At 58.2% G+C, this 23,726-nt stretch carries 15 protein-coding genes and 1 pseudogene; 7 read left to right on the top strand and 9 right to left on the bottom strand.

Annotated elements, in window-relative coordinates:
- Positions 1–46: 46 nt before the first annotated feature.
- The 4 genes from MESS4_RS08810 to MESS4_RS08800 all read right to left on the bottom strand — a co-directional run bounded on the left by MESS4_RS08810 (position 47) and on the right by MESS4_RS08800 (position 3,568).
- Positions 47–1,318: a diguanylate cyclase gene (locus tag MESS4_RS08810; protein ID WP_244441083.1), complete on the bottom strand. Its 1,272-nt coding sequence runs from the start codon at positions 1,316–1,318 to the stop codon at positions 47–49.
- A 27-nt stretch (positions 1,319–1,345) separates the two neighbouring features.
- Positions 1,346–1,624 carry a hypothetical protein gene (locus MESS4_RS34430; RefSeq protein ID WP_006329033.1) on the bottom strand — a complete coding sequence of 93 codons (279 nt, stop codon included), beginning with the start codon at positions 1,622–1,624 and terminating at the stop codon, positions 1,346–1,348.
- 679 nt (positions 1,625–2,303) lie between these two features.
- Positions 2,304–2,600: a DUF982 domain-containing protein gene (locus MESS4_RS08805; protein ID WP_006329031.1), complete on the bottom strand. Its 297-nt coding sequence runs from the start codon at positions 2,598–2,600 to the stop codon at positions 2,304–2,306.
- A 278-nt stretch (positions 2,601–2,878) separates the two neighbouring features.
- Complete coding sequence (locus MESS4_RS08800) at positions 2,879–3,568, bottom strand: transposase (protein ID WP_006329030.1); 690 nt, start codon at positions 3,566–3,568, stop codon at positions 2,879–2,881.
- Between the two features lie 735 nt (positions 3,569–4,303).
- Between MESS4_RS08800 and MESS4_RS08790 the strand changes: the two genes are divergently transcribed.
- On the top strand, positions 4,304–5,947 hold the full coding sequence (locus MESS4_RS08790) for an MFS transporter (protein WP_036240927.1): 1,644 nt from the start codon (positions 4,304–4,306) through the stop codon (positions 5,945–5,947).
- A 461-nt stretch (positions 5,948–6,408) separates the two neighbouring features.
- On the opposite strand, the gene MESS4_RS31135 is transcribed toward MESS4_RS08790, so the two are convergent.
- Positions 6,409–7,284 (bottom strand): hypothetical protein, encoded by an 876-nt coding sequence (locus MESS4_RS31135; protein WP_006329027.1) that lies wholly within the window; start codon positions 7,282–7,284, stop codon positions 6,409–6,411.
- Positions 7,285–7,623: 339 nt separating this feature from the next.
- On the opposite strand from MESS4_RS31135, the gene MESS4_RS08780 reads away from it, so the two are divergent.
- From MESS4_RS08780 to MESS4_RS08755, 6 genes and pseudogenes are all read left to right on the top strand, one after another.
- Positions 7,624–9,375, top strand: a complete 1,752-nt coding sequence (locus MESS4_RS08780; protein WP_198292736.1) for a phospholipase D-like domain-containing protein — start codon at positions 7,624–7,626, stop codon at positions 9,373–9,375.
- 123 nt (positions 9,376–9,498) lie between these two features.
- A complete protein-coding gene (locus MESS4_RS08775; RefSeq protein ID WP_006329025.1) occupies positions 9,499–10,593 on the top strand; it encodes an endonuclease/exonuclease/phosphatase family protein in 1,095 nt (364 codons plus the stop codon).
- A gap of 68 nt (positions 10,594–10,661) precedes the next feature.
- The gene (locus tag MESS4_RS08770) at positions 10,662–13,046 is read left to right on the top strand and encodes a hypothetical protein (protein ID WP_006329024.1); all 2,385 of its coding nucleotides are present in this window, start codon (positions 10,662–10,664) and stop codon (positions 13,044–13,046) included.
- A gap of 331 nt (positions 13,047–13,377) precedes the next feature.
- Positions 13,378–16,352 (top strand): annotated as a pseudogene (locus MESS4_RS08765) (Tn3 family transposase).
- Positions 16,353–16,529: 177 nt separating this feature from the next.
- Complete coding sequence (locus tag MESS4_RS08760) at positions 16,530–17,021, top strand: PIN domain-containing protein (RefSeq protein ID WP_006329019.1); 492 nt, start codon at positions 16,530–16,532, stop codon at positions 17,019–17,021.
- Positions 17,022–17,070: 49 nt separating this feature from the next.
- On the top strand, positions 17,071–17,661 hold the full coding sequence (locus MESS4_RS08755) for a hypothetical protein (RefSeq protein ID WP_036240925.1): 591 nt from the start codon (positions 17,071–17,073) through the stop codon (positions 17,659–17,661).
- Positions 17,662–17,743: 82 nt separating this feature from the next.
- Here the strand turns inward: MESS4_RS08755 and MESS4_RS08750 are convergent, their stop codons facing one another.
- The 4 genes from MESS4_RS08750 to MESS4_RS08735 form a co-directional block, all read right to left on the bottom strand.
- Positions 17,744–18,100, bottom strand: a complete 357-nt coding sequence (locus MESS4_RS08750; protein ID WP_006329017.1) for a hypothetical protein — start codon at positions 18,098–18,100, stop codon at positions 17,744–17,746.
- A 96-nt stretch (positions 18,101–18,196) separates the two neighbouring features.
- Positions 18,197–20,098: a UvrD-helicase domain-containing protein gene (locus MESS4_RS08745; RefSeq protein WP_006329016.1), complete on the bottom strand. Its 1,902-nt coding sequence runs from the start codon at positions 20,096–20,098 to the stop codon at positions 18,197–18,199.
- On the bottom strand, positions 20,095–22,440 hold the full coding sequence (locus MESS4_RS08740; RefSeq protein ID WP_006329015.1) for an AAA family ATPase: 2,346 nt from the start codon (positions 22,438–22,440) through the stop codon (positions 20,095–20,097). The genes MESS4_RS08745 and MESS4_RS08740 overlap by 4 nt, the downstream gene beginning before the upstream one ends.
- A gap of 797 nt (positions 22,441–23,237) precedes the next feature.
- Complete coding sequence (locus tag MESS4_RS08735) at positions 23,238–23,639, bottom strand: helix-turn-helix domain-containing protein (protein ID WP_036240923.1); 402 nt, start codon at positions 23,637–23,639, stop codon at positions 23,238–23,240.
- Between the last annotated feature and the right edge of the window lie 87 nt (positions 23,640–23,726).

The raw sequence follows: 23,726 nt of genomic DNA, 5'->3' as shown, positions 1-23,726 counted from the left end.
TTCCGCAAGTCCCGCGATCAGCGTACCGTGAAAGAGATCGGCCGCGTCAGCGCCGCTCAGTCCTTCCCGCGCAAGATGCAGGATGAGCGGCCGGAAATCGAGCACCCCGTCCCGTTAGGATCCCATCAAGTAATGCCTTGTTCTTGAGCTGCACCACCGACAAGTTGACGGCGACCCGCAAGTCGCACGGCCATTGCGCCGCGGCCAAGCAAGCCGACTTGATGGCCCAATGGCCGATGTCGTGAATCAATCCGATGTCTTCAGCGATAGGAATGAATTCCGACGGCTGGATCGCGCCAAGTGTCGGATGGCGCCACCGCAGAAGCGCTTCGAAACCTCGGATGCGGTCGCTCCCGAGGTCAAGAAACGGCTGGAACGCGAGCGAAAGCTGGTTGTTGGCGAGCGCAGATGCCAGATCGCGTTCAAGCGCATGGCGCCTCACGGCCGCTTCATCGTCCGTTGCGCGGAAAAACTGTATCGGACCCGCTCCCAGCGTCGTGGCCCGGTATAGTGCGGTGTCGACGCACCGCAAGAGCTGGTTGGCATCCGAGCCGTCAGAGGGTGCGAAAGCGATACCAACAGAGGCCTTGCAATATAATTCTCGCCCTTCGATCAAGAACGGGGCGGGCATGGCATCCGTGATCTGTTTGGCCAGCGATCTGATTTGATCTGGCCTGCAGTCGCGAGAAGCGATTATTGCAAATTCCGCCCCCTCAAGCCTCGCAATACAATCGCTCTCCCGTGTCGCCTTCCGAATTCTGGCAGCCACTTCGACCAGAACCGCATCGGCCATCGCTCGGCCGAAACGATCATTGACATTTTTGAAGTTGTTGATGTTGAACAAGAGCAACGCAAACTTCTGATCGAATTGCGTGGCGTTTGCGATTGCGTTCTCAAGCCGCTCATTGAAGCTGAACCGGTTTGGTAAACTCGTCAGCACGTCCCGTCGAATGGCACGTTCGCCTTCCGCTTGCAGAATGAAGCGCTGGGTAAATTCGAACGCGTGGGCAAGCACTGCACGAAACAGCGTGGTGGCGTAGGACATGATCAGGATTGCTACGGGCAGATTGACTGCGTCTTCCACCCGCGCAATCGCAAGCATCGAACCGACGAAGATTGGTAGCGTATACGCGACGGCCGCAATAGGAATCGTGGAGAAGGAAGCGGCACCGCCTGCGATCATCCCCGCGCTCAGGCAGGTAATGACAACCTGCACCGCGCTTGCTGCGCCACCGAAGAACAGGACGGGAAGCGCCCCCCACCAAGTGCCGAACAGGAAGGCGTTCCGCACCAGGTTTTGTGTTGTGCGGCGGGACACCGACCTTGGTTTGACCGACTGAAACGATCACCTCGCTTTGAGGCCCACAACAGCAGCCGCTACGATGATGCCACTCGCCCAAAGGATGGCTTCCGTTTGCTCGGGCGAGCCCCAAAGCGCCATGACAAAAACGGCCGCATTAAGTATGTTCGCAACCATCACAAGAGGGGTGTTGCGAAGCACGATACTGACCTGCTCCGCCCTGATCCGGCCGGCGAGCGGTTCGACCGTAGAGGGCCCGCCAAAGGCGCGCAGGTCTCCCGCCAGAAGGTCACCCAACCTCGCCGCATCCAGACGCTGCATCACTCTTTCACTCCCCGCGCTGGAGCAGTAGCTGCGCTTGGTCCCCTACCAGCGAACAATTCGGAAAAAGTAAACTCCAACCGCAAAGCTTGACGACTTAGTAGAAAAACTCGGCCCTCTGAAATTCGAGACAGAGAACGGCCAAACGCAACGCTCCCTTCGGAATCGCCGACCTTAAAGGTTGCCAATCGCGCTTTCTGTTTCACTCAGGCCAGGCTTCACATTGTCGCCCTGCTGTATCCGAATACCCATGCTTCGATCCGCCTTTCTGTCGGCTGACAAAAGGAACCGCTGGTGATGCAACATCACCGATAAATAGGCCGAGAGCGGCAAATTTCTCTTAGGTTGAATACGGGTTGTCAGCCTGAGCGGTTCATCAGCGTCGCTTTTGTTTGGAGAGGAAGCGATGGCGAAGGGATGGATCGTGGACGGAAGTCATAACCCTGGATGAGAACTCCTGATCTCTTCCTAAGCGCCGCTTGAGATCTCAGTGGAATACGAGCGGCCGCGTTTGGAGCGGATACTCCACGCCGGCTCGAAGCAGTCGGCTGCACGGCGGCAGATGCTCGAAACCGTGAAGACTCCGCGTGCGGGAAGGACGGGAACCATGTTCGTCGCGCCGCATAGCGCCCAGCCAGGTGAGCCTCGCGCCAGTCTCGCCGCCTCTTGCCATCGTCGGTACCTAGGCTTTTTGATTGGCCGATTTGCAGGCGGCAATCCATTGCATCGCAAAGGTCGGATCTTCCAGCATGGCGAACCGTTGCGCGAATTCGCAAAAGGCATCGCGCGCGGCGCTTATGGGTTTGCGCCCGTCAAATGCATCATAGCACACCCTTAGGGCAGTATCGTGGATCAGGTCTCTGCGATCTTCGGGCCATTCGTCGAGAAAATCGATAGCGTCCGCAAGGCTGGCAATCTCCTGCACGATGTAGGTGGCGCGCTTCACGAAAATCGGACTGCTGAAAGCCTCAGCCTGCATTTGCTCCTCCCAATCTGCTGAACAACTGATGTGCATCAAGCGGAACCGCATCGACGCTCGCCGAGCGTTGCAGAATGTGCTGTCACTTCGATGACGCTTCAAGCGTGCTCTGCAAATGCCACACCCAGCGACGCGTCCACATCCTTCCGGCCGCCGCCGATGAAGGTTACGACTGCCACGCCATTGAGAACGGCCGACAATCGCTCTGCGTCGCAATGGCTGACGCAGGCAACCCGCCACCTCCGATTTTGAGACTAGCTGATAGGCTTGGGACTGTCTTAGTCCAGCCCCAGCCTCCTCTTCAGTTCCGCATTCTCATTGCGAAGACGTTCCGCAAGCAGGCCCTTCAACCGTTGGTTTTCTTCCTCGAGCGCAATGAGATCCTTGAGATCATCGCTTGTCGCTGCCGGCGCCGAGGCCTTCTTCCAAACATAATAGGTTTGCTCTGAGATCCCCGCCTGCGTTACCGAGCTCTTGAGGGTGGCGCCTCCGCTGATCGACCTCGCGATCAGGGCCAGCTTTAGGGAGCGTTCCTTTTCGGAATAGACTTTCCGAGGCCCGCGCGATGTCGCTACCGATGCCCCATTCCCCTGGGAAGCCGCCTTGGCGCCATTCGTCCGAGCAGGTGGTGTGGGCTCAGCTTTGGCCTTCCGTGGCCGCCGGGCCTTCGTCGTCGTCTGTGGCGCCTCCGCTTTCACGGCACCTTCCGCCGCAGCGTTTATTGATTCAGCACGCTCTGGATCTGCCATAAGATGCTCCAATGTCGATTGGTTCAAAGGTTCAGCATCATGGGTCACGGTAGTGGAGTCAACAAGCTGACGATTTGGCAGCTCGATCTCCTGGAGTTCCCTTGTTGTCCCGGCGATAGCCGCGGAGAAATCGAAATCGCCCCAGATGGAACGACCGCGTTTTTGTAAACTGCGCTTCTGTTTCATTTCCACGATGAATGGTCGACTCTGCCGCTTCATGATCCTTCCTTGGCTCCTTGCGATGCACAGGAAGCCGCTGCTGACGAAGCCTGAACTATCCAGGCATTTTCCATTTCGGCGCGCGGAGCATTACCGGATGAGGCCAGTTGGGAGCAAGGGCGACTTCAAGCCGACTGTCTTTAGGCGGCTGGTCCAAACCCGGCACTGGCTGGCTGGCGCGCGCGCAATGAATTCTTTCAGTCGCCCCGCCGGATCATTCCGGCGGGTCTTTGGCGATGACGGCCTGACCCGCTTCCCCCTCCCCTTATGTCCCGGTACAGCTCTCGTTGGGGCAAAACACTGCTTGACAGCAAAGCTGAGCCGCCTGAGTCGTGGCTTGGAGAGCAGCCACTTTTCGAAAACCGTTGGGAAATGCACGGCCGCGGGTCCGTTTTACGCGCAGCTTTCAATCGTGCTGAGAGTCGACGAGGTGGCCGGTTATACCGCAGCCGGGGCGCACGGGCGCGAAAGCGGGAGGAAATTCGCGTTTGACGTTTGCCCGCGCAGCCCGTGTAGCTCGACGCGACACCTCCGGTCCGAGCTCCTGGCTTAAGAACTTGGGATTGAGCGCGTCATCCGAAACCGATATGTCGGCTGCACGGATGAACTTGGAGCATGCGCAAGCGGGTGCTGGGTCATGTCTTGGAAGCACTGACCGATTACACAACATCGTAGAGACAAAAAGTCCAGTGGCAGCCGTGGATTTGAATAATCGGCTCGTCGAAAGCAAAAAAAGTGCAGCACGAAGATCCTCAACCGTCCGCTCCAACGACGCTTGCTCCACTTCGAAATCCGGTATTTCGCTCGATCTGGACGGCCACACAAATATCCAGCCTCGGGTGGCTCGTGCAAACGGTTGCCATCAGTTGGCTGATGGCCACCATTTCGGCGTCCGACCTGATGGTCGCACTCGTGCAGGCCGCATCCACATTACCGGTATTCCTCCTCTCAATTCTCGCCGGCGCCATCGCCGACAACTTCAGCCGCCGACGGGTGATGTTTGCGGGGCACTGCCTGATAGCATCGGCATCAACGACGCTGATGATTTCTGTGGGCCTGGGATTTGTCGATCCCTGGCTCCTACTCGGATTGGGATTCCTGGCCGGCTGCGGCTTCGCTTTGAACGATCCGGCCTGGCATGCTTCGGTCGGCGATATCCTAGACAAGCGCGACATTCCGGCCGCGGTGACGCTCATGTCTGTCGGATACAACATTGTACGCAGCGTCGGCCCGGCCTTGGGGGGCGTTATCCTGGCGCTCTTTGGACCGCTGGCCGCTTTCGCCCTGGCCGCCCTGAGTGATCTGGCGCCTCTGGGCGCAATATGGCGCACCAATTGGAAAGTTCGTTCTTCGCCCCTCCCTCGCGAGAGAATGGCGATGGCGGTTCATGACGGACTCCGCTTCACGACGATGTCCCTGGAGATCAGGGCGGCGATCGCCCGTGCAACCCTTTTCGGGCTGGCAAGCATCTCCATCCTCGCGCTGCTGCCTCTCGTCGTCCGGGATCAGTTGAAGAGCGGGTCAATCGTCTACGGCATTCTGCTGGCCGGCTTCGGCGCCGGAGCCTTCATCGCGGGCATGAGCAACGGCTGGCTAAGACGGATCACGTCTCAAAACAGGTTGATCGCATTCGCCTCTGTCGCTTGTGCGGCATGTTGCCTTTCGCTTGCACTGACATCGTCGGTCCCAGTGGCGGCTGTTGCGCTAGCTCTCGGTGGCGCGGGTTGGCTTGTCACCTGGACGGGCATTGACGTGTCGGTGCAATTGGCAAGTCCAAGGTGGGTCGTCGGCCGCACCCTCTCGATCTACTACGCCTTGAGCGCTGGCGGTATGGCTGCCGGCAGCTGGATCTGGGGTACCGTCGCGGAGAACTACTCGTTGACCTCAGCTTTGGAGGGCGCCGCGGGGGCTCTGTTGCTGGTTGCGGCAGCGGGAATAGTGTTGCCAATCCGTCCATGGGAAGACACGGACCAGGAAAGTTCGGATTTTCGCGCCCCGGAGCTCGCGCTCGATTTGAAGCCAAGAAGCGGCCCGATTGTTGCCAAGGTCGATTATTCCATATCCGAAAAGAACACCGACGCGTTTCTCGCTTGCATGCGCGCAAAACGCCACGCTCTTAGCCGTGCCGGTGCACGAAACTGGACGCTCCAGCGCAACCTGCAAACACCTTCACTTTGGACGGAGACGTTCCGCACGCCAACCTGGATGGACTTTCTTCGCCTCAATCATCGGCTCACGGCAGCGGACAAGGAAGTAGGCCAGCACCTTCTCGCCTTGCATGGGGGCGAACTTCCTCCGCACGCGGAGCTTTCGATTGAGCGAACGACCGAGGCAGCCCGTAGCCGTGTCTCGACATTCGTTTCTCGTCCTCCGAGGTGACGTCATGATGAAGCTGTTGGCCGATGAACAGGTGAGCACAAGGTTCGCGCCCCTCTGAGGGAACCGATCTGTAGACTGACGTTCCACACTGCCCTTTATGCGACTTTTGAGGCACAAACCACGAACGCTGCGGCGCAGTGCTATTGATTTCCAATCGCCACTTAGTCGGCTTCGCATGTTCCGAAATGACTGGATTGGGCCGTGAGCAGACTCGCGGCTCTGGCCTGCAACAAAGCGGAAGCGGACACTGCCAATGGCCTTAGACGCTTTGGGGGCTCGCTAAATATCGCTTCATGCCGACTCGGTCCCATGCACCATCCGCGAGGACGGCGGCTGGCGGACTAAAGCCACCGATCAGGAGCGCTCAGAGTTATGGCTCGGCTTGGGATCGGACTTCGCGACGGTGGCGCTTTCGGCCCGAAGACCTTTGGGGCATTCAACTATCGCCACTTTTTGAACGATCATTTTTTATTATCATCGGGGACCTGCCAAGGCTCATCGTACGAGGCGATGTACAACCCAGGCGCCAGCGTGCCGTGCGCCTGCATGACAAGGGTGGCGGCGAGCAGTTCAGCATGGAGTTTCTGGAAGCGCGCATAGTCGACATCAGACAGCGTTACCGAACCGTCTTGGCCCGTGGTTATTGTCCACCCAAGAGCCGTCGCGGCGCCCGCCCAATGGGCCCGCGGATCACCGTAGGGCAGCGATCCATCGGTGTTCCAGGACAGCAGAGCATCGGCCATCGTGGCACGAGTCCATTGTTCCTCCGTCGGCGTGCCGAACCACAGATGCCCCAGCAGTTTCTTATGCTCCTCGGTAAACGTGAAGCTGCCGTCTGCTCCCAAACTCGGCGGAGGGACCCCGCCGATCGCTCGAATGTGGTCGGCCGAAGCCGGCCCCCAGGGGAGCACATAGCTACCGGGCGCAAGTTCGCCCATCCGCAGCACTACAACCAAAGCATGTAGCGCATCTCCCAGTGCGCGACCGACATCATCGGCCTCCTTGTTGCCTATTACAGACACCACCGGCCCGACGAAATCCGGCGTCCCGAACGGCGTGTAGGGAGACACCTGTGGCGCGCCAATCCCGTTGCCATCCCACGCCAGGACCAGCTTGCGCATCAGAGCGACGTCCTCAACGTCCACATAGATTGGTTGATCGAATGTGGCTGAATCGGGAAAGGAATCCTCGCTGGTCTTGTCGAGTTCGCCACGCTCATACGATCGGGCGATGGTCTCGAACTGATCGGCGAAAGACGGCGTTGCCGTGCCAAGCGCCAGGCAGGCGATCACTGAAATCGCAGCGGACCGTATCGTCCTCAAGGTTTTCGTCCTCAATTGTGTCCTCCGTGGGTGTTCGGATAGCGGCCCAGAATGCGAAACTTTTGAATTATCAATGACCAGCTTGTCGGGATGAAACGCACGACATTTGGGCCTTCGAGGGTTCCCCCAATTCGACGACGCGCTCGGGAGCGCCGCACGGAATTCTGGGACGGAAATTTGGAAGGCCCCCGGACCGCGTCGCATAGATCGCAGTAATCGTTGCCCGTCGCCGACCATGGCGCCCCAGGAGATCCACCGCGTCAATCCCTAACGCGACCGCGATGACATCTCCAGATGTAGAGCTAAACTGCCGCCCGCGCGAGTCCGCTTCTACAGGTCGCCGAAATATTCGGATTGGCCGTCGATCCGAGGATACTTCATTGTGACAGCAAGTGCCGCTACTATCGCCAACTGACTTCACGAGGAGGGGGCGAGATGCGAGTAACACAGTCAAGCGGCGGTCTGAAAGTCAACGCCATCGCCGGGACCTACGTGGTGACGTTCGGTCTCGATCTCCCGCAGGACCAGTGCGACAACCTGATGGGATTTTCGTTCCATCGGCGGGATCACAATGAGGATGAGGCCTACTTCCTCGAGGCGATGAAATGCTTCGCCCAGACCGATCCCGGGTTTCCTGCGGGCGCGCAGTACCCGACGAACGAACAACCGATCCAGAGCTTTCAGTGGGCGGATTACTCCGCCAAACCGGGCTATGGCTACACGTATACCATTACAGCCCTCAAAGGATCTCCCACCGCTCTTACGCCATACGCTGTCGTTGCGATTGAGGTCGAGACCGAGAACCCCGAAGGCGGCGACCACGATGTTTACTTCAATCGCGGCGTTGCCGCCTCGCAGGCGTATGTCGCACGCTTCGGCAATCGAAAGCCCAAGGACGTCCAGAACAATCAGGCCTGGATCTGGCTATCGCGCGGCCTCTATGAGGCGATGGAAGCGTTCGTCAACGACGCCCAGCCAGGCATGCATTCCCTGCGCATCGCCGCTTATGAATTCCACTATTTGCCATTCCTCAAGCTCGTGAAGGCTGCCATCGGACGGGGCGTGGATGTGGAAGTGATCTATGACGGGCGCGAGGCAAAGCCCGGCGACGCGAACCGGGCGGCGGTGATCGAGGTCGACGCGGCCGGCGGCAGCTTGCTCGGCGATCACTGCAAGCAGCGCAAGACCAACCCGTCCTACATCTCGCACAACAAATTCATCGTGAAACTTGAGAACGGACAACCCAAATCTGTCTGGACCGGCGGTACCAATTTCTCGGACGGCGGCATCTTCGGCCACTCCAACGTGGCGCACGTCGTCGAGGATCCCGACGTCGCGCAACGCTATCTCGCCTATTGGACCGCACTACACGACGATCCGGCGAACGCCGACCTCGCGCCGATCACCGAGCAGCTCACGCCGCTGCCAACCATGCCGCCGCCGGCGGGAACCAGCGTCGTGTTCAGTCCGCGCTCGAATCTCGATGCGTTGCAATGGTACGCCGACCTCGCCATGACCGCGCAGGAAGGCCTCTTCATGACTTTCGCCTTCGGCATGCATGACCTCTTCAAGGATGTGTATCGGACCAGCCCGGCGCCCTTTCGCCTCGCCTTGCTCGAAAAAGCCACCCGCCCGCTCAAGGCGGGCAGTCCAGAACGCATCGCTGAAGAGCAAGCGATCCAGGACCTTCGCAACATGCCGGAAAACACCTTCGCGATTGGTTCGCTCATCGCGACCAACAAGATCGACGGGTGGGTGAAGGAGACCCTGAGCGGTCTCAACGGTAACGTGAAATACGTGCACAACAAATTCATGATCATCGATCCGATGTCTGACAATCCGGTGGTCGTCGGCGGCTCCGCCAATTTCAGCGCCGCATCGACCAACCAAAACGACGAGAACATGATCGTCGTTGTCGGCAACAAGCGCGTGGCCGACATCTATCTGGGCGAATTCATGCGCCTCTACAGCCACCATGCGTTCCGGGAGTCCCTGAAGTGGCGGGAGGCGGACGACCCACCCAAGCCGCTCCGGACGGACGCCTGGTGGTCGGACTATTTCGGCGACACCGAGCGTTCCGCCCGTCGCCAGTTCTTCGCTCACTAACTCACGGGGTGACCACAACCGCCTGTCCTCGCCGCATCCGCTTCGGGGCGGTATTTCACACAATTGCCAAGCGACCAAACCATCCGGGCCAGCTACGTTTCCATAAATTCAAAGGGGGTAATCATGAACAAGGTTCTGTCCGCTCTGCTAGTCGCGATCTCAACACTCGCCGTTCCCGCATCTGCTGCTGAGCTCAAACTCGGCAATTGGAACGTGCAGACGCTTCTCTATGCGGGCGACCCGGTGACGGTGTTCCCTGGTGACTACATACGGCAGCCGCAGGACTATGCAGACTTGAAGGTTTGGCGAGACAAGGCCGGAGCCTCGGTCTTTTTTCTCCAGGAGGTGAGCAGCCCCGCGGCGATCAATGAGGTGTTCCCGATTTCTGATGGATGGGCCCATTGCATCAGCGGCCAGTTCGCCGCCGATGAAGGATTGGCGACACCGGGCCCGATATGCACCAAGGCAGGTGATACCCCCGTCAAGCCCGCTGGGGCTGAACGTCACCAATACACGGCGGTTGCCTGGCGGGCCGACGCCGGGGTCACGGCGACTGCTGCCGACCTGCCGCAGCTCAACGTCAAATCGGACGATGGCGGGACCATTAGGGACGTGCGTTGGGGTCTGGATGTCACAGTAACGGCAGGCACGACGTCGGTGCGGGCGCTGGTGGTCCACATGAAGTCTGGGTGCTTCGACGACCTGATTAACTTCCGCCTGTTCACGGTTGACCCGTCAACCACCCCGCCGACCAGCAACGCCTGCGACACGCTTGGTCGACAGATGTTCCCGCTGCGGGCTTGGGTCGAAGCTCGGCAGAACGCCGGCGATCCCTGGATGGTGGTCGGCGACTTCAATCGGCGCCTCGATGCCGGCGCCGGCCGCTTCCAGGACGAGGTCTGGCAGGCCGTCTCGGGATACTCGCCAGCAGCTGATCTACACGACCGCGACAATCGTCCGGACATTGCGCTGTTCCGCGCACCCTACAAGGAGCCGTCGCTCTGCTGGGCAGACACGTCCAACCCCTATCCAGGGTCCCTTCCGGCGGCCGACGACTACAACATGTTACCGATTGAATTCTTTGTCTTCGGCGACAAGGTACGGCAGTTGGCGGTCGCCAACTCCGATGGTCAGGTCCCATGGACGCCCTCAACCCCCGCCGATCATGAACGGCTTTCCGATCATTGCCCGAGCACGCTCTCGGTCAGATTGCCGTAAAGGCGATGACAAGGGAGGCCGCGCCATCACAGGCACCGTCGCGTTGGTCTAGGGTGCGAGGGAGCCTTATGAGGGGGCTCGCATTCTTTGCAAAGGCCCCGCGTGTGCCATTGGTAAGCGTTGCGGGGGCGGCCGTCGCGTTCGCGCTATTGCCGGAGGCGCGCGACCTTCTGATCTATCCGCACGACTCCGGACGCGTCGTGGGTTTGGTCCTCGCGATCATCGTGCTGTGGTCACTGCCGCTATATGTCTGGACGAGGCGGCGCGGCCCCCCGGAGAGCGCGGGCCATATCCTACCCGGTGTAGTTGCGGCAGCACCCTTTGGGATCTTGCTGGGTGCCGTAGCGTTCACAAAGTCGCTCATTCTGTCGTGCAACGTGATTTCTTCGTTGGCAACCATGCAGCGATGCTTGGAGACCGTTCACAATGCTGACTTAGGGGTGCTCGATGCCGCCGTAAGCGCGCCTGAAAGGCTGCCTTGGGCTCCCGTCCAGGAGGCGCTTGCAAATGGCGACAATCTGGCATTCGGCCTTTGGATCGGTCTCGCGGTCGTCGCCTGTCTTGTCCTTTTGGATTATTGGCTATGCCGCCGGTTTCCCGGGCCTGGGCAAAGGGCCCGAGTCTCGTATCCGATACTGGCGCTCGGCTTGGCCGGCCTTATCGTCGCGTTGGCAGCGCCCGCTTCACTGGGCGAGTTATCGGGTCCACTCGTACTGACACCCGTTCTTTTCGGAGGCTGGATCGTCCCGCTCGCCCTCCTAACTACCGCAGTCGCCATTCCGATCCGGGTCTTGGCCGCCGTTGCTTTTATCGGGCTTGGGGTGTTTTCGGCCAAGTTTCAGCCCGATTATCATGACCTCCAAACATTTGCCTCGCGCGATTGGCAACTGGCACAAACTCGGCCTGACCGCGACGTCATCCGACAGTCAATGTTGGCCGACAGCACCAACGAGTGGCTCGTCGCCAACGGCTGCGATGCGGCGAATCCTGCAGCTTGCGAAACGCGCCCAATCATCATCGCCGCCGAGGGTGGCGCGAGCCGCTCCGCGTTCTTTGTGAGCACCGTCCTCGGAGCCCTGCTCGACGTTGCCTATGCGCACCCGGATCAGTACGCCGATCCGGCAAAGCAGATATTCCTCCTTTCAGGCGTTTCCGGCGGGTCGTTGGGAGTGACGACCTTTCGAACGGCACTGGTGGACTCGCCCGGCGGCGCCAGGCCACCCTGCATTGCGGCAAGAGCGCCATGGGCGGCGACCCCGTCGATCGCTGATCCCTCGAAAAGTTGGCGAACCTGCCTTCAGTCTTTGGTGGCGGGCGACTATCTCACCTCGACTGTCGCGGGCATTTTGTTCCGCGACCCCTTTGGCAGCGTGCTGGGAGGTGATCGGGCCGTTGCGCTCGGGACTGCAATAGAGCGGCATTACGCCTCTGCCATTGGCCTGGAAGAGACGGACTGTGAAGCCAGCGAGACACCGCAAGGCCTATGTCGGCCCTTCGGCTACCTTCGGGCGCAGGGCGGCTGGGAGCCTCTGCTTGCGCTCAATGCCACGGATGCCACAACAGGACGGCCTGTGATTGTCTCCGATTTCCAAACGGCCATCGCGGATTGCGCGACGCGCCCTTGCGTCGACCTATTTACCGCCGCGCACAACATCTTTGAATTTATCGGGCACACCGCCAGTCGGCCGCCCGAGGTAGCCGCAGATGAAGCGCCTTCCATCAACCCAGGCCTTGGAGAGGGACACGACATAAAGCTTTCGACCGCAATTGTGCTGAGCGCGAGGTTCCCGCTCGTCAGCCCTGCGGCCATCGTCAAGAGGTTTCCGCCTAACGAGGTGCCGAACGGTCTTACCAACGTGACCAATGCGAGGCTCGTGGACGGAGGATATTTCGACGACAGCGGCCTCGAGATGGCAAACAAGGTTGTCGCCTATCTTCAAAAACTCGGGCTAAGGCCTGTCGTGGTTCTGCTCCGATCCTCGCCAACGGCAAAACCCCAGTACTTCCTTGCGGGTCGACCACTCGTTGGAACCCGACGCCAAGCGAGCTGGACAACGCCTTTGAAGCCATGGACCGGCAGCTGGCTTGATGACGTGGCAATGTACCTCAAGGAGCCCTTTGATGCGCTGTACATGGCTCGAACTGGTCATGTAGAGGCCGCAAGGGAAGACCTATTCGCCCTGAGCGAATTAGGGGGCATCCAGATTATCGAACTCGCGAACTACGTTCCAATCCAGCCGGTGATCGGGACGGCGAAGGTCAGAGCCGCGAAATATTGCTTTGATGCGCCATCAACGAACGAGTTCTCACGAACTGATCTTTACAAGGCAGTGGTCAGCTGGTCACTTTCACCGCTCGCTGAGCGGGCGCTCGACGCCGAATTGTGTGACAGAGACAACGCAATTTGGTTTGGAAACCTCATGGACGTTCTTCGCATCTCAAAAGGCTCTTAGATTCGAAAGCAGCGACACCTGCCACGTTTCCGGGGGTGTCATCTTGCCTGAGCCTGCTGAGCCTCCGATCATGCCACGTCTTCCGCCCTTTCCGGCTTGGGTTTCGGGGAGGACGAGCCGAGCGGGATGTTCCTGAGACTCGATCGTGAAGCCTACCCTTCTTGTTCCGTCCAAAGCACGGGTCAGAACAAGAACTGTTCCCAGCGACACGCTAAGGTCGAACGAAGCATGAACGCTCGCAATTGATCTGTAGATGAAGCTGTCCGCCAGTTGAAAGCAGGTGGCCGATGGCGACCGATTTCCCTCGAAGTTGTGTATTGGGGGAATGCGGATGGGCAGAAGAAGGCTTCTCAGTTCAAAGGAAGCGGCGACGCTTCTGGGCATAGCGGTGGACGAGGATAACCTTATCCGACATTTTACGTTGGAATCGGCAGACCGCTTGGAATGCGAACTTCGCCGGCGACCGCAAAACAAGCTGGGCTTCGCGGTTCAACTTTGCACAATGCGCCAAACGGGGCGACTATTGTCGGAGAACGAGCAGCCACCAGCCGCTGCGATCAAATATCTTGCGGAGCAGCTCGGTATCGACGCTCGCCTGTACGAGTTTTATGCTCGCCGGGTACAAACCCGTTTTGAACATAGCCGGCATCTGATGGACTATCTCAGTCTTCGGATGGCTTCCAAAGAAGATCGGCGAGCCGCTCTGATAGCTGCAATCGAAGTGGCAACCAACGGCGATCACGGACTGCCGATCGCGATAGCAGTCATTGCCGAGTTCCGGAAACGAAACGCCCTCCTTCCCTCGCTGCATTCCATCGAGAAAATAGGGTTGGGCGGTCGCGCGATTGCCCGCCGACGGGCAGAGAACGCGATCGTTGCGGGTATCTCGCTGGATCGGCTTGCCTCAATGGACAGGCTGTTGGAGGTTGATCCGTCGATCGGCCAAACCCGCTTTCATTGGCTGCGCTCGGCGCCGGAAGCACCTGGTGCGTCGAACCTGGTCGGGCTGACAGAACGAATCGCCTTCCTGCGCACGCTGGAGATCGATCCGAGATTGCAGATGCGGATTTCCTCGGGTCGGTGGGACCAGATGATCCGTGAAGGGAACGCCACCCCGGCCTGGCTGGCCAGCGATTTCAACTCCAGCCGCCGGCATGCTCTGATCGTGGCGCAGGTCATCAAGCTCGGCCAGAAGCTCACCGACGATGCCGTGGCGATGTTCATCAAGCTGATGGGTCGGCTGTTCTCTCAGGCCAGCAACCGCAAGAAGCAGCGGCACATGGATTGCAGGCCGGACACCGCCAAGGCGCTGCGCATGTTCCTTGACACGATCACAGCCCTGCAGTCCGCGGACGACCATGGAAGGAATGCGTTGGAGGTTCTCGACCAGAGAGTAGGCTGGCACAGGCTGCTGCGCATGAAGCCTGAACTCGAGTCGATGGTCGAGGGCAACGAGGCATCGCCATTGACGGTGGCGGCCGAGCAATATGCGACCGTCAACAAATATGCCGGTGCGTTCCTGCAGGCGTTCTCGTTCCAATCCGCGCGGCGTCACGATCCGCTTCTTGCGGCAATTTCGCTGCTGAAGCGGCTCTATGCCGAGAAGCGGCGGACACTTCCGGATCGCGTCCCGGTCACCCACCTCAGCCAAGCGGATCGAAGACTCATCTTCGGCCAGGGGAAGCCCGATCGGCGACTCTACGAGATTGCCACGCTCGCGGCCTTGCGAGAGCGGCTTAGATCTGTGGACGTTTGGGTCGACGGCAGCCGATCCTTCCGGCCGATCGACGAGCATCTGATGCCGCGGTCGACATTCACCACAATGAAAGAGGAGGATCGTCTCGGGCTGGGCGTCCAAGGTGACGGCGCGCAGTGGCTTGCCGAAGCGCGTCAGATGCTCGACTTCAAACTCAAGCGCCTCGCGCACAGAGCACGGTCCGGAAAACTCGAAGGTGTTCGTCTGGAAGCCGGCACGTTGATCGTGACGCCAACGGCTGGCGAGGTTCCGACCGCGGCCGATGAACTGAATGCTGAGATCAGCGATATGTATCCAATGGTTGAGGTGCCAGACCTGTTGAGGGAAGTGCACGATTGGACTGGCTTCGCCGATCACTTCACGCATGTTCGCACCGGAGACGTCCCAAGAAATGTCTCGGCCATGCTGGCCGGCGTGCTGGCCGATGCGACCAATCTCGGTCCGAAGCGAATGGCGAGCGCGTCCAAAGGCATCAGCGCTCACCAGATCGGGTGGATGCGTACATTCCACGCCCGATCAGAGACCTATCGCGCCGCGCAAGCATGTATCACCGATGCGCACACTCGGCATCCGCATTCGCGCCTCTGGGGCAACGGAACCACCTCTTCATCGGATGGCCAATTCTTCCGCGCAAGCGACCGAGCCGCTAAGCGCGGCGACGTCAATCTGCACTACGGCAGCGAGCCGGGTTCGAAGTTCTACAGCCATCTGTCGGATCAGTACGGCTACTTCAGCATTCTGCCCATCAGTCCGACGGAAAGCGAGGCGGCCTACGTGCTCGATGGGCTATTCGATCAGGACACGGTCCTCGACATCCAGGAACACTTCACCGATACGGGCGGTGCGAGTGATCACGTCTTCGGGCTGTTCGCCTTGATCGGCAAACGCTTTGCACCTCGGCTGCGCAACCTCAAGGACCGGAAGTTCCACACATTCGAGAAAGGCGACGCATATCCGGCGTTGTCGAACCACATTGGAGCCCCAATCAACACCACCCTGATCCTCGAGCACTGGGATGATCTGCTCCATCTGGCGGCGTCCATCACGACGCGATCCGTGGTGCCGTCCACGATCCTGAAGAAGCTGTCCGCATCACCGAAGGAAAGCCAGCTCGCAAGGGCGCTGCGCGAACTCGGCCGGATCGAGCGATCGTTGTTCATGATCGAATGGTATTCAAGTTCGGCGCTGCGCCGGCGATGCCAGGCCGGCCTCAACAAGGGTGAGGCAGCGCATAAGCTGAAGCGCGCCGTCTTCTTCCACGAGCGCGGAGAGATCCGGGACGATCGTTCGAAAGCCAGGCCTTCCGCGCCTCCGGCCTCAACCTCGTCGTCAGCGCGATCGTACACTGGAACACGGTCTACATCGAACGGGCCGTCACCCACTTGCGCAACATGCGTCGCGAGATTCCGGATCATCTGCTCAGGCACATCTCGCCGCTGAGCTGGGAGCACATCAATCTGACCGGCATCTATACCTGGGACAGCAAGCAGCATCTGCCGGAAGGTTTCCGGTCGCTTCGCCTTCCAGTTGGGCTGCGACGGGCCGCATGAGTTCTTGATCCGTTCGACCTTAGCGTGTCGCTGGGAACAGTTCTTGTTCTGCCCCCATGGGGAAGCTTTGCATGGTTCTCAGCGGAGCCGGATCATTTGATGGAGCTCAGTGACGGCGTCCGCTCCCGGCTGATGCCTGCAATGCCGTGACCGTTCCACAGATGGTTAGAGTGCTGCATGCCGACATTTGATGAAGCGGCGCTGGTGAAGGGGATCGCCCACGGTCAGATCGGGGGGATATCCCTGGATACGACCGCGTTGGACCGATACCAGTGCAATCTAGAGGTGCCCGCCCTATTGGGGCTTGCACAGTTTTTGGGATCAAAGACCCAATTCATTCTGTCGGAGGTGGTCGCGGGCGAGGTTAAGTCGCACATTGCGCGGGACGCCGCCAAGGCAAGGCAGGAACTTCGCTCGGCTTTGCGTGAAGTTAGACATAGGTGGCGGAAGCCGGTTGATAACGACGCCATCGAAGTGGCTATCGGCCTTCAGCAGGCGCCTCAGGACTTCGCCGAAGCCTACTTTAATGTGTTCGCCGGTGCCACCAAACCAGAAGTCATATCCGCAGACGGCCGCGTTTCGCACGCAGAGATTCTGCGACGGTATTTTGCTCCGGAGCCCCCTTTTCGGCGAAGGACCGGAAGAAGAGTGAGTTTCCGGATGCGTTAGCTCTGCTCTCCTGGAATCCTGGGCCGCAGACAATAAAACGCTCATTTTGGTGGTGAGCAGGGATGGTGACTGGCAAACTTTCGCGGAAAGTTCCAAACACCTGGTTTGTATCCCCGACCTCGATCAGGCGCTGGATTATTTCAACGGGGAAGCCCGTTTCGTCGTTGGACGCGCCGTCGGACTGCTTCGCAAGCAGGCGGCTCCGGAACTCAACGAAGCCATCGGAAGCGCCTTGGAACTGTTTTTGGAAGAGTTCGACCCCGAGAGTGATGCCTATGCTTCCCTCGAATACGAGGTGGAGAACCTTGAGTCTGCCGTGCAGCATTGGGAGATAGTTCAGGAAATTGAGCCAAAGGTTCTAAACGCCGATGCGGATACCGTGGTTTTCAGCATCACCGTGGGCGCAATCGTCAATTTCACAGGCAATTTTCGCTATTATGTCCATGACACAGTCGACCGAGACGAAGTCTACCTGGGCTCAGATAGCAAAGATGTCGAGCAGACGGTTCGCCTCCCCCTCACTGTCACAATCGAACGAAACATCGATAAGGAGCCCGCTGTCGAGAGGATCGACATAACGCCGGTGCGGGTGGTGATTGGTTTCGGATGTATTGATCCCGATTGGGGTCCAGAGGAATAAACGGAATTTCAGGAGGGGCATTTATGGCGCGCGGACCAAAATCGTTGAGAGGAACGAAAGTTCGATCAAAGGAGCTAGTGCGTTAGGCTTTGGCGCATCGTGGGACATCTAAAACGCTGAGCGGGACGAAGTTCGGAAATTTCTGGCTTTCCTGGAAGATCGCCGCGTTCTCTATGTTCCTCAAAATCTTGAGGTTCCGGGCGAGGTTGAGCGCTCGGTTCAGGAAATCAGAAAGCGCTGCACCGATGCCTTGGGCATTGTCTCGGAACGGTCGCCGAGTTTGACCGCCATCAGATCGATCCGAGCTGCCTGCCGTCGATTTTTGGAGGAGCCGCACGCCGACTTCCGAAACTATCAGTCTCAAGATCATGGGCGGTTTGAAGATCAATTGGGCTTCTTCACGGCGCTCGGGGAGCTTCGAACGCGCGTCGGCATTCAAATTGCGGAACTCGCAACTTCATACGAGATTGAAATAGAGCCCGAGCTTGCGACGATCCTACCACCCGATGACACCGACTAGTAGCGGCTTCCCGCACTAATCTGGAAGCGCAAGCAGTACTTCACCTACATCAAACCAGCGGTTAGCCAACACGTGCGCCCTCACCGCGGCCGGGTTTTCTGTATAGGCAACCAATGCCAAACTCCTCTTAGCGCGGCTGCATGTTACGTAAAAAAGGCGTCGCGTTCGCTCGATGGAATTGTCTTTGCCCTCCTGCTGGCTCTTAAGGTCACCAGGCGTGGGAGCCTTGGCGCCGAGCAGCTTTTCGTAGCCAAACATAAAGCCCCGTGCTTCGCTGTCGTCCATTAGGACCATGACGCGATCAAATTCGAGTCCCTTCACGCCTTGGTGCGTGTCGTAAGACGCTTCATGCGCAACATAGGCGGCGTACGGTTCGATCATTGAGAATGGGCACTCAAGGAACTCCAGCAGCGCCGCCATATCCTCACTTGGCGGGTCGGCCCTCTCGTCTTCCGCCTTCACATTCTCCATTGAGGTCATTCGTACCGCGAGTGCTGCTTTGAGCCTTTCGGGTACGTCGAAAAGTTTCGTTGCGGATATGCTCTCCAGCACTTGGCCGCAGGATGGTTCACCAGCCTCCCATAGCCCCATAAGGTTGTTGATCGCTGTCTGAGCTGCAGCCAATTGGTCCGCCGGTTTTTGCGAAGCCTTTAAACTGTCCTTGCTGAGCAACGGCGACAGTTCCCGTAGGACTCTCGTGGCTGCAAACTTGTCTCTCTTTTTTTGAGCAGTGACCAACGGCAGCACGCAGTGAGTGAAGAGGCGGGCGGGACCGAAAGTGCCATCCAGGAAACTGGTGCGAAATTCGTCGACGGATGCCAACGCCTCAAACATCCGTTCGAAACCCATCCGGCGCGCTGCCATGTGGTGTTCGAGCGTCAAGATTTTGCAATCATCAATTCTTTTCCAAAGCAGATCGCTGGTGATCTCCGCCATGTATTCCCGGATTTTCTGCTCCAGCGCGGGTTTGTTGTCGGTGCCTGTGGGGAATACGAAGAGGCGAGCCCACCCCTCGATCGCGTCGTCCCGCGGCTCTTGGGTATGTACGTCCGCTGACGAGCGGATCTGGTTGATCAAACGAACGACACGTTTTGGACTGCGATGATTGAGTTTTTTTGCTGGGACTGCCCAGCCTGCGGGGATTTCATCCTCGATACGGTCTTTTCCGTCAGCGTAGATGCGCTGCATCGTGTCGCCGATCAAACCAAGGCTGAAACGCTCTTTGTGTGCCTGCTGAACGCTGAGTAATGCATCCACGAGGGCGCCGTGGGTGTCTTGGCTTTCGTCGATGAAAAGGAAGGGGAACTTTTCGACAAGAAGCCGTTGCATCAGTGGCTTGGTCTGCAGGAACGACGAGAAAATCTTGATCACTTCGCTGTGGTTCAGCGCATTTCGTTCTCGATTGTCACCGTTGGGGTTGTAGGTGAATGTTTTGATTTGATCCAAACGATCAAGACGATGTCCCTTGGACTCGATCTGCGCGAGGCGGGATATGGACGCCTTTGTGCCAGGCCGGCCTTTAACCTCCTCTTCCTGAAGTTCAAGGATTTGGCGCCGGAGCGCGTCGCGCAGCCATGTTCGTATATCGGCGTTGAGGCCTTGGATCTGCTGCCAGGCAAAACTGTGGATGGTCCGGACAACCAAAAGAGGATCATATTCCGTTCGCCGGATGATCTCGTCACAGGCAGCGTTCGTGTATGTGATCACCGCGACCTGGCGGCCACGCAGGCGAAGCTTTTCGCGAAACTTTTCGCGAATGTGTTGGAGCGCTTTCACCAGCGTCCGGGTTTTACCGGAACCGGCCCCGGCAAAGAGGAAAAAGCTCTTGGGATCGTCCAACCGAAGGGCATCGGCAATCGTCCCATCAACATGATCGTCCATACTCATGTTGGAGTTGGATTGTACCAGCTCTGTCATGCCGCCACTCCGGCAATTTCATTTCCTGCTGCTGGAAGGGGATTTTCGATCGGAAGGGGATTTTCGATCACTTTCACGATGCCGAGTTCAAGCTGCTTGTGTTCAAGCTGTTTGGCCAGCCATAGAAGCCCAACACGGATGTACGGTGGTGGAGCGAGGGCGATTGGGTTTTCAATCTCAAGCAGGTCTAATGCGAACTCCGCTTTGTTCCCTTCCTTCAAATGCTCTTTCAGGGCTACCGCCAAAGCAGCACTATCTGCGCTGTCGGTGATGGCTGTGCGGAATTTTGCAATGAGACCTGTGCCATCGAGGCCAGCTAAGAGGGGCAAATTCGCATAGACGATCGAATCTTCAAGCGTGTAGGCCAGCGCTTCTGCCGCCGTGCCTTTGAAAGTGATTTGCACCGGACTTTGGTAAGCCACGCAAATCGCGAAGCGCTCATCGGTGTAGGTCAGAATTTTGTCCGCGTCAGGCTTGTCCAGAAGCTCATCGAGGAGAGTGGCAGCCGGACACCAGGTTCGAAGGGTCTGATTGCGGGAGGTATAGTTCTGGCCCCTAACCGGTACTGCGACCTTTCCGTCAGCATCGCAAGAGTCGAGATCGGTGATGATAAGTGTTGTCAGGCCAATTCGCTCGACCAGTGACCTCATGCGGTGGGCGTGGCTTCCGCCGATTTCTAGCCAGGTGATGTAGCTCTCGGACAGCTTGGTGAATTCAGCATGCTCGTTCACAAAATGAGGAACGAGAATGCGTTCGGCTGGCCCCTCAATGAAAATGGCCGCATCGGCAAAGAGGAGATCGCAGTGCGTCACCTTAAGGTAGCGGGTGACGAAACGTTTTGTCTCAGGATCGCCGCCGAATGCATCGTTGAGGTTCAGGACACAGGAGGTCGGAATACTCGTGGCATCTCCCGGCAGACGCCGGAAATATCTGAGCGAGTCGAACTCGCATTCGTGAGCGACGTGGCTCGAATGTGTGCTTACCACCATCTGGGTGCGGAAAGGTTCTTTGGCCCCAAGCTCGTCGTGATTGCGGAGGATCTTGTACGCCTGGCGAATGAAGACCTGCTGGACCTGCGTATGGAGATGCACCTCGGGTTCTTCGATAAGGACTAAATGCAGGGGCGCGATAACCGTTTCATCCCCCCCCTTTGCCTTCGCTTTGCCGACCTTCATCCAGCTGTCGCGAAACGCCATTAAGCGAAAAACCATCGATATGAGATTTTGATATCCGAGACCGTTCGATTCTTCCGGCAGATGGAGATTAACGTGTTTCTCTCCATCATGGACCGCGATCTCGAAACGCACTGCGGCCTCATGATTAAGCCCCTCCACTGGTCGCAATCGTGTGGAGATATTCAATCTTGGATCAGTTACACCCGGATATCCTAGCGTATGCATTTCCTTGAGTGGACTTTCAAACCCGTCGGTCAGGCGACCGTCAAAAGCTTGCTGGGCCTGCTCGATCGCCCTTAGCGCGTGCAGGTCTTTCGCGTCCGGTTTTTCATACGGATCAAGGTGGTGGGCGTAATACTGGCGCAGCTGGGTGGACAGCTTCCGAGAACCGGAAGCCGTTGCAGCCTTGTCATCCTCAAAACCGTCTTCCCCGTTTCCGAAGCCCCTCTGAGCACTGATCTCGTCGATGCGAATGAGCCCCTTGAAGGGATCTCCTTCGATTGGCTCATTGCCGTTAAGCTGCTGAGGCTGGGCTACCCCGTGCACCGGATCTGCGATGGCCTCCGGATCCAACACGTAGTATCTATGGGTGAAATAGCTTGTAAGCCGCCGTTGGAGAAAATCGACCAGGTTTTCAGGCCACAGCTTGACCTCGAAAGCAGGCACGGCTGCGCCCGCTTCCCCGGCGAGTGCCGCTGCTTCCTTCTGGAGTGCTAGGACGTCCCCGCGTGCCGAGACGTAATCCATCCGAAGCTGCTTGGCGTCGCTCGGCTCATAACGGACGCGAACGCCCAAACGGCCCGCGACCCATTCGAGTGTGGGAAGCAGTGGTTGCACGTAGTGCAGCTCAGTTTCGGGGACATCGAGCCAGATATCCACTGATGGCAGCACCGCACCCCAATCCGGGTCAGGCAACGGTTTCTGTGCCACCAGTGCCTGCTCCCAAGCCAAGCCCATCGTATTGATGGTGGGCCAATGGGTCAGAGTGAAGTCGTTGAATGCGAAATTATTCTTCTCCCGTTGAACGAGGAAGTATCGAAGCGCTGTAATCGCCGACGTTTTTCCGCTGTTGTTGGCTCCGACAAAGACCGTTGTTTTCTTCGATAGTCCAACGCGAGTCGAGATCAACTTACGGAAATTCGAAATCTCAACAAACTCGATATGCATGGCTGTCCCCCTCCAGCCTCAATATACCAATTATACGTACAGCGGTACGCCTTCTGGAATCTTCCCACTGATTTGTGCCGCAAAATTAGTGGTAATTTTAGGCCGCAATACAGTCTCGGCATACCTTTTTGGGGGGTCGCTGTCGCCCGACGATCATCCAGCGCTTCCCGCAGCGCATGCTACGCTCTGGCCGTACATCGCAAAAAACCGAACAGCCTTAATCGAGACAAGCCGATAGCCAGCGCTATGCTAACGGCACTACGTCGACCACAAGGGGAATCTTGAAACGAGCATAATATACGATCTTGGGCTGATGGACCCCATGCGTCCAGTGACCGAAATGCTCGGCGCCCTACTCGGCATATATAGCGTTTGACGTCATTTTTTGGCTGTGAGGCAATGAACCAGCTGCGATCTTCGCCGCAAAAATCCCCTCAAGGAAAGTACGGCAGCCATACAAGCATTGGTTGCTGACAAGCACGCAGTTGCGCGACATGCTGACGGAAGCGGCAAAAACGAGGGGCTGCCCTCGCTGTCAAAGAGCTCCGCGCAAACCTTCGCCAGACACCTGAAGATGCGACCATACAGAAGCTCCGCAGTTACCTGGCTGACCCTGCTTCCCTTTCCAATCCGAACGACCACTGGGCGCAGCGGCTCATCGCCGGATTCACAGAACGGCGCGCGGCAAACCAAATCCACGGCCTAGTTCATGAAATTCCAGAAGGAAACTGCTCGAACGAGTGTTTACCCGTCCGCAAACATTGACGGCAGAGCGACAGGACGCGCGACTTGTGGCCCTATTGGTCCGTGCCGTGACAAAGATCGTTCGAGATCGTCTTCTGCGAAACCCCTAAGCGCTCTGCTATTACCGTCTGTCTCATTCCCTCCTTCCTCAACCTCTTTGCCTCGACCCTGCGGTCTTTCACCGAAAGCACGTCACAGAAAGAGACCGTCTGCTCTTGAAAGCCAGAGCCTCCGTCGCGAAGGATCACATTTATTGCCTTGCCGTTTCTGGTGCGGCCCTTGAAATGCTTTTTGCCCTTCTGAATTGAGATAGTGCACTCTTCCAAACCAATGTTGCCTAGGACATCGTCCAGATCAGCAAGGAATTGCCTAGCTCGGATATGCTTGGGCGGTTTTATAACGAGTCTCTTCTTGGGCCCGACGATTTCAATTTGAGAGGTTTTTGCGTTAGCCATCGAGGTCAATCCATCCCGCGGTTGGACATTATACCATGCTAGAACGTTCTGAGGGTCGACGCAAGGTAGCGAACCGGTAGTCAACGA

The sequence above is a fragment of the Mesorhizobium sp. STM 4661 genome (assembly GCF_000359125.1).
Taxonomy (GTDB): Bacteria; Pseudomonadota; Alphaproteobacteria; order Rhizobiales; family Rhizobiaceae; genus Mesorhizobium.
This window is presented reverse-complemented; position numbering and strand designations above follow the sequence as displayed.